Origin of the sequence: Streptomyces graminilatus (genome assembly GCF_001418565.1) — a bacterium.
Classification (GTDB): Bacteria; Actinomycetota; Actinomycetes; order Streptomycetales; family Streptomycetaceae; genus Streptomyces; species Streptomyces graminilatus.
On sequence record NZ_LIQQ01000523.1, the window covers coordinates 1 to 11,053 of the forward strand.

Consider the following 11,053-nt stretch of genomic DNA (forward strand, 5'->3'; position numbering starts at 1 on the left):
GGGTGGGAAAGCAGTTCGGGTGCCCGGCAAACAGGGCGAGACGGGCGGGTGGGTGGAGACCAAGGACACGACGCGGTCACGATCACCCGGTTGACACCGCAGGCGTACTTGCCGACCCCCACGACGCGGCGTAGACCAGTGCCCACGGGACAGCGCCGAACACGTTCACCGCCGAACGACGAACGGGGCACACATGCGCAGCACGCCACGCACACGCACAGGTACACGCACCCTGACCGCTCTCTCCGCCACAGCCTTAACCCTCGCCGTCACCCTGACCCTCACCTCCTGCGGCTCCGGCGACGACAGCCCCACCGACAAAGGCACAGGCCCGAGCAAGGGCACCGGCGGTGACAGCTCCGCCTCCGTGAAACTCCCCAAGCTCGACGGCCAGACCCTGGAGGTCGCCGCCGTCTGGACGGGCCCCGAGCAGGAGAACTTCACCAAGGTCCTGCGGGAGTTCGAGAAGCGCACCGGCGCGAAGGTCAACTTCGTACCGACCGGCAACAACACCTCCACGTTCCTCGGTACGAGGATCCAGGGCGGCAAGCCCCCGGACGTCGCGTTCCTGCCCCAGGTGGGCGTACTGCACCAGTTCGCCGAGAAGGGCTGGCTCAAGCCTCTCGGCCCGGACGCCCAGGCCCAGCTCGACAAGAACTTCGACGCGGGCTGGAAGAACCTCGGCGCCTTCGAGGGCAAGCAGTACGGCATCTACGTCAAGGCCGCCAACAAGTCCCTGGTCTGGTACAACACCGCCGCGTTCGAGGCCGCCGGCCTCACCGGCACACCGGCCACCTGGAAGGACTTCATCGCCGCCGCCCAGACCCTGTCCGACGCCGGTTCCCCCGCCGTGTCCATCGGCGGCGCCGACGGCTGGACCCTCACCGACTGGTTCGAGAACGTCTATCTCTCGCAGGCCGGCCCGGAGAAGTACGACCAGCTCGCCCAGCACAAGATCAAGTGGACCGATCCCTCCGTCAAGGACGCCCTGACCACCCTCGCCGAACTCTGGGGCAAGGACGACCTCCTCGCGGGCGGCCGTTCCGGCGCGCTGGCGACGGAGTTCCCGAAGTCGGTCATCCAGACCTTCAGCGGTGACACCCCGGCGGCGATGGTCTACGAGGGCGACTTCGTGGCCGCCAACATCAACGCGGACACAAAGGCGAAGCTCGGCACGGACGCGAAGATCTTCCCGTTCCCGGCGGTCGGCGCCCAGGCACCCGTCGTCAGCGGCGGCGACGTGGCCGTGGCCCTGAAGGACGGCGCGGGCGCCCAGGCCCTGCTCACGTTCCTCGGCTCGACCGACGCCGCCGAGATCTGGGCGGCCCAGGGCGGCTTCCTCTCCCCCAACAAGGCCATGGACCAGTCGGCGTACAAGGACGACGTCACCCGGGACATCGCCAAGGCCCTCATCAAGGCCGGCGACGACTTCCGTTTCGACATGTCCGACCAGGCCCCGGCCGCCTTCGGCGGTACCCAGGGCGTCGGCGAATGGAAGGACCTCCAGGACTTCCTGAAGAACCCGAAGGACATCGCGGGCACCCAGCGAAAGCTGGAGGCCGACGCCGCCAAGGCGTACAAGAACGGCTGACGGCCCCGGCATGAAGTCGAAGACGGCCACAACTGCGACAACCGGCAAGACCAAGAGCGTCACCGGCACCCGCTGGTGGGTGGCAGGCCTGTTCCTGCTGCCCGCCCTGATCCTGCTGGGCTCGCTCGTCGTCTACCCCATCGGCTACTCGGTCTGGCGCAGCCTGTACGACGCCGACGGCTCGGGCTTCGTCGGGCTGGAGAACTACGGCGACATCTTCACGGACGACGCCACGCTGACCGCCGTACGCAACACGGCGATCTGGGTGGCCGTCGCGCCCGCCCTGGTCACCGCGCTCGGTCTGATCTTCGCGGTGCTGACCGAACGGGTGCGCTGGGGTACGGCGTTCAAGCTGATCGTCTTCATGCCGATGGCGATCTCGATGCTCGCGGCGGGCATCATCTTCCGCCTCGTCTACGAGGCGGACCCGGACCAGGGCGTCGCCAACGCGGTCGTGACGTCCGTGCACGACGCCTTCGTGGACGCCTCCGTCTATCCGAAGGCCCGCCCGAACGCCCGGGCAAGTGACCTGAAGCCGTCCGGCGGCGGCTCGTTCACCTCCACCGGAACCGTCGCTCCGGGCACCCCGGCCCTCCTGCCCCTCGTAGGCATCGCACCCAACAAACTCCCCGGCACGCCCGAGGACGCGAAGGCAGCCGCCCCATCCACCGACGGGGTCACCGGCACCGTCTGGCTGGACTTCAAGCTCGGCGGTGGCGGTACGAAGGGGCAGGTCGACCCGGGTGAGAAGGCGCTGAAGGGGGTGAAGGTCGAGGCCGTGAAGGACGGGAAGGTCGTCGCCTCGGCGACCAGCGGCGCCGACGGGACGTTCAGTCTGCCCGCCGACGCCGACGGGGCCCGGCTGCGCCTGCCGGGCTCGAACTTCGCCGCCGCGTACAACGGGATCGACTGGCTCGGGCCCACCCTGGTCACCCCGGCCATCATCGGGAGCTACACCTGGATGTGGGCCGGGTTCGCGATGGTGCTCATCGCGGCGGGGCTCGCGGGCGTGGACCGGAATCTGCTGGAGGCGGCGCGGGTCGACGGCGCCAACGAGTGGCAGGTGTTCCGGCGGGTCACCGTACCGCTCCTCGCCCCCGTGCTGGTCGTCGTGCTCGTCACGCTGATGATCAATGTGATGAAGGTGTTCGACCTCGTCTACATCATCGCCCCGCAGCCCAGCCAGGACGACGCCAACGTCCTCGCCCTCCAGTTGTTCCTGTCGTCGTTCGGCGGGGGCGGCAACTACGGCGTCGGCAGCGCGATCGGCGTCATTCTGCTGCTGCTCGTCCTGCCGGTGATGTTCGTCAATCTGCGTCGACTGAGGAAGGAGCGTCAACGGTGACGGCTGCGGACTCGACCCTCGCCCCAATCCCCGCCCCGCCCGTGCGCGCCAAGCGCTCCTTGGCCGCCCGCGTCGCCAGTGGGACCGCCGGCGGCGTGATGCGGTTCTTCCTCGTCCTCGTCGCGCTCGTCTGGACGGTGCCGACGTTCGGCCTGCTCGTGTCGTCGTTCCGCGACCCGACGGACATCGCCGCCTCCGGGTGGTGGAAGGTGTTCACCGCGCCCGGGCAGCTCACCGCCAAGAGCTACCGGACGCTGCTGGAGAACGACGCGATCACCGGTTCCCTCCTCAACACCGTCTGGATCACGGTCCCGGCGACGCTCCTGGTCGTCCTGCTCGGCGCGATGGCCGGATACGCGTTCGCCTGGATGGACTTCAAGGGGCGCGACGGGTGGTTCCTGGTCGTCGTCGCGCTGCTCGTCGTACCCGTGCAGGTGGCGCTGATCCCGCTCTCCGATCTGTTCGGGAAGATCGGGATCTTCGGCGACATCATCGGGGTGGTGCTGTTCCACGTGGGGTTCGGGCTGCCGTTCGCGATCTTCCTGCTGCGGAACTTCTTCGCGGAGATCCCGCGCGAGCTGCTGGAGGCGGCCCGGCTGGACGGCGCGGGCGAGATCCGGCTGTTCGCGACGGTCGTGCTGCCGCTCGCCGCGCCCGCCATCGCGTCCCTGGGGATCTTCCAGTTCCTGTGGGTGTGGAACGACATGCTGGTCGCGCTGGTGTTCTCCGACTCGCAGTCGCAGCCGCTGACGGTCGCGCTCCAGCAGCAGGTACGGCAGTTCGGCAGCAACATCGAGGTACTGGCGCCGGGCGCGTTCATCTCGATGGTGATTCCGCTGGCCGTGTTCTTCGCGTTCCAGCGGCAGTTCGTGTCGGGGGTGATGGCTGGCGCGGTCAAGTGACCGGATACCGGTCAGGAAATCGGAAGCGGAGGGATACCGGTACCGGTCAAGTAAACGGATAAGCATCCCACTTATGGGGTTACGGGTCCAAACCCCCATGTCCCCCACATGCCGCAATCGGCGTAACCAAGTCACTCCATCGGCCGTTCCCGGGCAGTAGGCCCCGTGCCGACCCACCGACCCATGGATGTGCCTTGCCCAGGTTCAGTGTCATCGTCCCCGCGTACAAGGTTCAGGCGTATCTGCAGGACTGCCTGGAATCGGTGCTCGGCCAGTCGTATCAGGATCTCGAAGTGATCGCCGTCGACGACCACTCGCCCGACGCCTGCGGTGCGCTCGTCGACGAGTTCGCGGCCCGCGACGCCCGGGTGCGCCCCGTGCACCTGCCGGAGAACGGCGGGGTGGGCGGGGCGCGCAACGCGGGGATCGAGCAGGCCACCGGGGACTATCTCGTCTTCGTCGACGGCGACGACACCCTCGCCCCGGACGCGCTGCGGGCGATCGCCGACCGGATCAAGGAGGCGGGCGACCCTGACGTCGTCGTCTACGACCACGCGCAGGCCCTGTGGACCGGCGAGACCGTCCGCAGCCCGTTCCTCCACCAGCTCACCGAGCAGGGTCCCGTCCCCTTCCGCCTCGACGACCGGCCGCTGCTGCTCAAGCTGCCGCTGGTGTCCTGGAACAAGGCGTACAAGCGCGAGTTCGTCGAGCGCGAGGACCTCACCTTCACCCCCGGCGACCACACGGACACCCCCTGGACGGTCGCGGCGATGCTCGCCGCCGAGTCCGTCGCGACCCTGGACCGGGTGTGCGTCCACCACCGCCGGCAGCGCCAGATCCCCGGCGCCCCCGCCGATCACGGGCACTTCGACATCCACGAGCAGTACGAGCGGGTCTTCGCGTTCGTCGACGAGCGCCCCGAACTCGCGCACTGGCGGCCGGTGTTGTTCCGCCGGATGGTCGACCAGCTGATGTCGGTGCTGGCCCGCCCGGACCGGCTGCCGAGCGCCGTCCGGCCTGAGTTCCTGCGCAGGTCCCGGGCCCACTACCGCCGTTACCGCACCCCGGGCGCCTCCGTTCCGCTGCACGCGCGCCTGCGGCATCTCCTCGTCCGGACGGGCAGCTACCGCACGTACCGGGTGGTCCGGCTGGCGTCCGCCCTGCGCCGGCATGCCACCCGTATCGTCAAGTCCTTCGCGCGCGGCGTGCGTTCGGCCGCGCTGCGGCTGCACTACAAGGTCCAGCGGCGGCTGCCGCTGCGCGCTGACCGGGCCGTCTTCACCAGTCATTCGGGGCGCGGGTACGGCTGCAACCCGGGCGCGCTGGAAGCCGCGTTCCGGTCTTTCGTGCCGGGCATGCGGACGGCGTGGGTCGCTCGCCCCGAGTACCACCACACGCTCCCGACGGCGACCGCCCGGGTGCGACCGGGCACCGCGGCCTACTGGACGGCGCTGGCCCGCTCCAAGTACCTGGTGAGCAACACGAGTTGGGACGAACGGTTCGTGAAGCGGGCCGGGCAGACGGTCATCCGGACGCAGGCCGGGACGCCGCTGAAGCGCATGGGTCTCGACCTCCAGGACCGGCCGGCCGCCGCCCGTGACACCGACTTCACCGCGCTCCTCGCGGACGTCGACACCTGGGACCACTGCCTGTCGGCCAACCGCCACTCGACCCTCGTATGGGAGCGGGTCTTCCCCGGCGGATACACCACCCTCGAAACCGGGCAGCCCCGCAACGACGTGTTCCAGCAGGCGACTTCGGCGGACGTGACCCGGCTGCGCGAGTCGCTCGGCATCCCGGAGGGCTCGGTCGCGATCCTGTACGCGCCCACCCACCGCGACTATCTGCGCGGCCCCCGCCTCACCCTCGACCTGGAACGCGTACTGCGCCAACTCGGCCCGCGCTACGTCCTGCTGGCCCGCGCGCACCACCTCTACGACGCCCCGCTGGCGCCCGCTTCCGGCGACCGGCTCATCGACGTGACCGACCATCCCAGCATCGAGTCGCTGTGCCTCGCCTCGGACGCCCTGGTCACCGACTACTCGTCGCTGATGTTCGACTACGCCAACCTGGACCGGCCGATCGTGATCCACGCGGACGACTGGGAGGCGTACGAGGCGGCCCGTGGCACCTACTTCGACCTGCGGGCCTTCCCGCCGGGCGCGATCGCGCGCAGCGAGGACGAGCTGATCGACATCTTCGCGACCGGCCACTGGCGCGGTTCACGCTCCGCGCAGTTGCGGGGAGCGTTCCGCGAGCGGTTCTGTCCGTACGACGACGGGCGGGCCGCCGAGCGGGTCGTGCAGCGACTGGTGCTGGGCGGGACGGCCGGGCAGGCGCCGGTCACTCCGCTCGCCGAGCGCCATCCGGTGCCGTCGGCGGCGGCCACGTTCGCCGCCGCCCCGCTCGCGACCGTGCCTCACCCGCAGACCGGCACCGGCGGCACGCGTGTCCCCAGCGGTTCCTGAGCGGCGTGCCGCCAGTCCCTGAAGTGCGTACCGCCGGGCTCGTGGGCGACTGCTTGATCACCCGATGGCGTGATTACTCGATGACGAGGTCGACCTCGATGTTGCCGCGCGTCGCGTTGGAGTACGGGCAGACCTGGTGGGCCTGCTCGACAAGCTTGCGGCCGGTCTCCGCGTCGACGGTGTCGGGCAGCTCGACGCGGAGGGTGACCTTGAGGGCGAAGCCCTCGCCCTGCTTGCCTATGCCGACCTCGGCGGTCACGGCGGCGTCGCTGACGTCGACCTTGGCACCGCGGCCGACGAGGCCGAGCGCGCTGCCGAAGCAGGCGGCGTAACCGGCGGCGAAGAGCTGCTCGGGGTTCGTGCCGGCACCGTTGCCGCCCAGCTCGACCGGCATGGCGAGCGCGAGGTCGACCTTGCCGTCGGAGCTGACGGCGCGGCCCTCGCGGCCGTGCGTGGCGGTGGCGACTGCGGTGTAGATCGCGTCCATGGAACCCGTCCCTCTCATCGAACTCGGAGTCTGTTGAAGGAGCTCCCTGCGGGGCTCCTTGACGTAGATGAGTAGAGCACACAATTTAATTGTGCACAACTAGATGGCGGGCAAAGAGGTACCCTGGAGACATGTCAGCAACCTCCGCCGAGGACTTCCTCCGTCTCGACCAGCAGATCTGCTTCTCCCTGAACGCGGCGTCGCGCGCCTTCAACGGCGTCTACCGCGTGGTCCTCAAGGACCTCGGGCTCACCTACCCCCAGTACCTGGTGATGCTCGTGCTGTGGGAGCACGGACAACTGCCCGTGAAGAAGCTCGGCGAACACCTGCGTCTCGACTCCGGCACGCTGTCACCGCTGCTCAAGCGGCTGGAGACGGCCGGACTCGTCCGGCGCGAGCGCAGCGCCCGGGACGAGCGGTCGGTGGAGGTGCGGGCGACCGAGCAGGGGCTCGCGCTGCGCGAGCGGGCGCTTCAGGTGCCGCGGCGGATCGTCGCGGCGACCGGTTTCGACGTGGAGGAGATCCGGGCGTTGCGGGCGCGGCTCGATGAGCTCACCAGTGCGCTGGATTCAGCTGCGCTGGACTCCTAGCCCTGAGGTCGGCGGTTTGCCGCTGCGCCGTTGTGGCTGGTCGCGCGGTTCCCCGCGCCCCTGTGGGGCGCGTTCGTAGAGGCGCAGTGTTACGCCTCTCCCCCTCAGTTCCCTCCCCGGCTTGAACTCTCCCTCCACCACCGCCAGTTTGGTTCGGTCGGCCGGGGTGTCCGGGTGCCAGGTCGGGCTCAGGGCGTACGGCTCGGCGACCAGCCAGACACGGTCCAGTTCCGCCAGTCGGCGCCGTAGTGCGGCCGGGTCCGTCTCTACGCCGTACAGGGTGCCGGAGGTGCGGGCGGACTCGGCGAGGGCCACGTCCCGGGTGCCGTGGAAGCCCTTCGGGTACGCCAGTGCCGAGCGCCGTCCGATGGCCGGCAGGAACAGCACCGGGTCGCCGGGGCGCAGTTCCCGGGCCGCCAGCGCGGAGGCGACGGCGAGGTTGTCGCCGCCGCGCTGGGCCATCGAGCGGTCCTGCCGGAGCAGTGGCAGTTGGTGCGCGCAGACGAGGGCCACCGCGAGCACCCCGGCCGCGGTGACGGGCACGCGGGGCAGCCGGGGCACGGCCCGCGCGACGCGGTCGGCCCCGGCGGCGACGAGCAGGGAGGCGCCGGCGAGGGCGTACAGGACGTAACGGGCGTCGTAGAGCGGTGTCCACTGGGAGGCGGTCAGGAGGATCGCGGGCGGCAGGACGAGCAGGGGGAGGGCGACGGCCGGGAGGGTCAGGGCGCCGCCGGGACGCCTGGTCCAGGGGCGGCGCGAAGCGAGGCACATGAGGATCAGACAGGGCGGGAGAACCTCGTCCGTCGGACCGGCGAACTGGCGCAGGAGATACGCCACGCTGTCCGGGCCGGGTGGCCGCAGCCACGCCACCTGCGCCGACTGGGCGTGCGAGAGCAGCGCCAGCGGGAGCAGCGCCAGCACCACGGCGCCGGCCGCGCACAGCCAGCCCGCCCACACCCGGCGGGGGACGCGGGTGAGCGCGAGGGTCACGGCGTGCGCGGGGAGGAGCAGTACGGCGAACTCGTGGAGGACACAGGTGACGGCGAGGACCACTCCGTACGGCACCCAGGTGCGGCCCCCGACCGCCCGGACCAGGAGCAGCGTCGCGCCTGCCACGCCCGCCGCGACCATCGCGTACGACCGGCCCTCCTGGGCGTAGTGGCCGGCCATCGGGTTGATCGCGTACAGCAGACCGGCCCAGAGGCCGACCCGTGGGCGGGCCAGCCGGGCACCGAGGGCCGCGACCAGGCCGGCGGTGGTGGTCGCGGCGAGGACGGACGGAAGCCGCAGGAGGACCTCGCCGGGGTGGAGGGCGAGGACGGGCCGCATGAGCAGGTAGTACAGGCCGTGCACGGCGTCGACCTGGTGCAGCAGCCGCCAGATCTCCGGCACCGTGCGCCGCGCGACCTGGAAGGTGGCCGCCTCGTCACGCCACATGCCACCCCGGTCGAGCCCCCAGCAGCCGATCACCAGCATGACGGTCATCGGGATCACGGGGACCGCGACAGCGGCTGTCTTCTTGTTCATCTCCTTGTTCATCGGCCTGTTGACCACAAGCCTGATTTTGTGCGATTAGACAATGTTTATTGGTGACTGGTGGCAAATTGCCGCGAATGTGGCTTTCACCCGGATTACGATCCCGCCGTGACGAGACCCCACGCCCCCACCGTCCGCCTCCTCACCCTCGCCGCCGGCTGGGCCGCCTCCCGCGCCCTGATGCTGTGGCTGCTGGTCCACGACGACGACATCGCGCTGCTCGGCGGCGGCGGGGTGGGACGCGAGGTGTACCGGCTGTACCTCCGCTGGTACGGCGTCCTCGCGCACGGCACGTTCCCGGCGCACGACAAGCTGTGGCAGTACCCGCCGGGCGCGGGCCCGCTGCTGCTGTCGCCCGCGCTGCTGCCGTCGCTGACGTACTTCCAGGCGTTCGTGGTGCTCACGCTCGTCGCCGACGTCCTGATCCTGCTGGCCCTCACGCGCGCGGGACGGCGTCCGGGCCGCTCCCCGCACGGTGCCTGGTACTGGACGGCGGGCCTGCCCCTGCTCATCCACGTACCGCTCGCCCGCTACGACGTGCAGGTCACGGCGTTCGCCGTCATCTCCCTGTTGACGTTGTCGCGTTCCCCGCGCGCGTGCGGCGCGTTCGCCGCACTGGGCGCCCTGGTGAAGGTCTGGCCCGGACTGGTGCTCCTTGGCATGCCGAAGGGCCGCACGACCCGGTACGCGTGGACGTCCGCGACGATCACGGCGGTTGTCTCGCTGGGGCTCCTGGCGACGGTGTTCAGCAACCCGTTCTCCTTCCTGCGCCAGCAGGGCGGGCGGGGCGTGCAGATCGAGTCGTTCGGCGGCACCATGCTGTCCCTCGCCACGCGCGCCGGGTGGAAGGGGCGCGTGCGCTACCAGTACGGCGCGATGGAGTTCGTCGGCCACTACGTCAAGTACGTGGCCGCGCTGTCCCTCTTCCTGACGGCGGTGGCGTTCGGGCTTCTGCTGCTGTGGCGGGTACGGGCCCGGCACTGGACGGAGGCGACGCCCTTCGACGCCGCGCTGACCGCCGTACTCCTGTTCACCGTCACCAGCCGGGTGATCAGCCCGCAGTACCTGGTCTGGCTGCTCGGGCTGGCCGCCGTCTGCCTGACCTCGCGGCACACCAGCCAGCGTCCGGTGGCCTGGCTGCTGCTGGCGGCGGCAGCGGTCAGCGGCCTCGACTATCCGGTCCTGTACGCCGAGGTCATCCACTGCACCTGGACAGGTGTGGCGGTGATGGTCGGACGCAACGGGCTGCTGGCCGCTGCGGCGATCCTGTCCTTCGTACGACTGTGGCGCTCGGCCCGCCCGGCCATCATTCCGCTTCCGGCCCCGTCCGCCGCACATCCGCTCCCGCAGCGGGAACTTAGTACGCCTTAACGGGAGTTATCTGACAAAGTTCAGTAGACCAACCAACCAACCAACCGACCATTCATCCATCCATCCATCCATCGACCGACCTACCGACCGACCGACCGACCACAGGAGGGGAGCCGCTCATGACCTGGCTGATCACCGGCGGTGCCGGCTACATCGGGGCGCATGTCGTGCGCGCGATGACCGAGGCGGGCGAACGCACTGTGGTTTACGACGACCTGTCCACCGGACTCGCCGACCGCGTGCCGGACGGCGTACCGCTGGTGGTCGGCTCGACCCTGGACGGCGAGCGGACGGCCCGTGCCCTGCGGGACCACGAGGTGACAGGTGTTGTCCATCTGGCCGGGAAGAAGCGGGTGGGCGAGTCGATGGCCCGCCCGCTGTACTACTACCGGGAGAACGTGGAGGGGCTGCGCGTCCTGCTGGCCGCGGTCACGGCGGCCCGCGTCCCGTCGTTCGTGTTCTCGTCCTCGGCGGCGGTGTACGGCATGCCGGACGTGGACCTGGTGACGGAGGACACGCCCTGCGCGCCGATGAACCCGTACGGCGAGACGAAACTCGCGGGCGAGTGGCTGGTCCGCGCGACGGGCCGGGCGACGGGCCTGTCGACGGCGAGCCTGCGCTACTTCAACGTGGCGGGCGCGGCGGCCCCGGAACTGGCGGACACGGGCGCCTTCAACATCATCCCCATGGTCTTCGAACGCCTGACGGCGCATGAGCCGCCGCGTGTCTTCGGCGACGACTACCCGACCCCGGACGGCACCTG

Annotated in this window: 9 protein-coding genes; 7 read left to right on the forward strand and 2 right to left on the reverse strand. The window is 70.2% G+C overall.

What is annotated here, in order from left to right; translation table 11 throughout:
* Positions 1-193 precede the first annotated feature (193 nt).
* The 4 genes from AOK08_RS34900 to AOK08_RS34915 all read left to right on the forward strand — a co-directional run bounded on the left by AOK08_RS34900 (position 194) and on the right by AOK08_RS34915 (position 6,306).
* Complete coding sequence (locus tag AOK08_RS34900; protein ID WP_055533480.1) at positions 194-1,591, forward strand: ABC transporter substrate-binding protein; 1,398 nt, start codon at positions 194-196, stop codon at positions 1,589-1,591.
* A gap of 10 nt (positions 1,592-1,601) precedes the next feature.
* The gene (locus AOK08_RS34905; RefSeq protein WP_055533482.1) at positions 1,602-2,936 is read left to right on the forward strand and encodes a carbohydrate ABC transporter permease; all 1,335 of its coding nucleotides are present in this window, start codon (positions 1,602-1,604) and stop codon (positions 2,934-2,936) included.
* Complete coding sequence (locus AOK08_RS34910; protein WP_055533483.1) at positions 2,933-3,838, forward strand: carbohydrate ABC transporter permease; 906 nt, start codon at positions 2,933-2,935, stop codon at positions 3,836-3,838. The genes AOK08_RS34905 and AOK08_RS34910 overlap by 4 nt, the downstream gene beginning before the upstream one ends.
* A gap of 194 nt (positions 3,839-4,032) precedes the next feature.
* Positions 4,033-6,306 (forward strand): bifunctional glycosyltransferase/CDP-glycerol:glycerophosphate glycerophosphotransferase, encoded by a 2,274-nt coding sequence (locus AOK08_RS34915; RefSeq protein WP_055533485.1) that lies wholly within the window; start codon positions 4,033-4,035, stop codon positions 6,304-6,306.
* Positions 6,307-6,379: 73 nt separating this feature from the next.
* On the opposite strand, the gene AOK08_RS34920 is transcribed toward AOK08_RS34915, so the two are convergent.
* Entirely contained in the window at positions 6,380-6,793 is a 414-nt protein-coding gene (locus AOK08_RS34920) for an organic hydroperoxide resistance protein (RefSeq protein ID WP_055533487.1), read from the reverse strand.
* Positions 6,794-6,924: 131 nt separating this feature from the next.
* Here AOK08_RS34920 and AOK08_RS34925 point away from each other — a divergent pair, with 131 nt between their 5' ends.
* Positions 6,925-7,383 (forward strand): MarR family winged helix-turn-helix transcriptional regulator, encoded by a 459-nt coding sequence (locus AOK08_RS34925; protein WP_055533489.1) that lies wholly within the window; start codon positions 6,925-6,927, stop codon positions 7,381-7,383.
* On the opposite strand, the gene AOK08_RS34930 is transcribed toward AOK08_RS34925, so the two are convergent.
* The gene (locus tag AOK08_RS34930; protein WP_241827218.1) at positions 7,363-8,910 is read right to left on the reverse strand and encodes a glycosyltransferase family 39 protein; all 1,548 of its coding nucleotides are present in this window, start codon (positions 8,908-8,910) and stop codon (positions 7,363-7,365) included. The genes AOK08_RS34925 and AOK08_RS34930 overlap by 21 nt on opposite strands.
* Positions 8,911-9,099: 189 nt before the next feature.
* On the opposite strand from AOK08_RS34930, the gene AOK08_RS34935 reads away from it, so the two are divergent.
* Both AOK08_RS34935 and AOK08_RS34940 read left to right on the forward strand, forming a co-directional pair.
* On the forward strand, positions 9,100-10,290 hold the full coding sequence (locus AOK08_RS34935) for a glycosyltransferase family 87 protein (protein WP_079054448.1): 1,191 nt from the start codon (positions 9,100-9,102) through the stop codon (positions 10,288-10,290).
* A 119-nt stretch (positions 10,291-10,409) separates the two neighbouring features.
* Positions 10,410-11,053: NAD-dependent epimerase/dehydratase family protein (locus tag AOK08_RS34940; RefSeq protein ID WP_422125795.1), on the forward strand; the 644-nt coding region annotated here is incomplete at its 3' end.

Coding starts and splice junctions, on each gene's coding strand:
- AOK08_RS34900 (WP_055533480.1), top strand. CDS start 194: ATGCGCAGCACGCCACGCACACGCACAGGTACACGCACCCTGACCGCT.
- AOK08_RS34905 (WP_055533482.1), top strand. CDS start 1,602: ATGAAGTCGAAGACGGCCACAACTGCGACAACCGGCAAGACCAAGAGC.
- AOK08_RS34920 (WP_055533487.1), bottom strand. CDS start 6,793: ATGGACGCGATCTACACCGCAGTCGCCACCGCCACGCACGGCCGCGAG.
- AOK08_RS34925 (WP_055533489.1), top strand. CDS start 6,925: ATGTCAGCAACCTCCGCCGAGGACTTCCTCCGTCTCGACCAGCAGATC.
- AOK08_RS34930 (WP_241827218.1), bottom strand. CDS start 8,910: ATGAACAAGAAGACAGCCGCTGTCGCGGTCCCCGTGATCCCGATGACC.
- AOK08_RS34935 (WP_079054448.1), top strand. CDS start 9,100: ATGCTGTGGCTGCTGGTCCACGACGACGACATCGCGCTGCTCGGCGGC.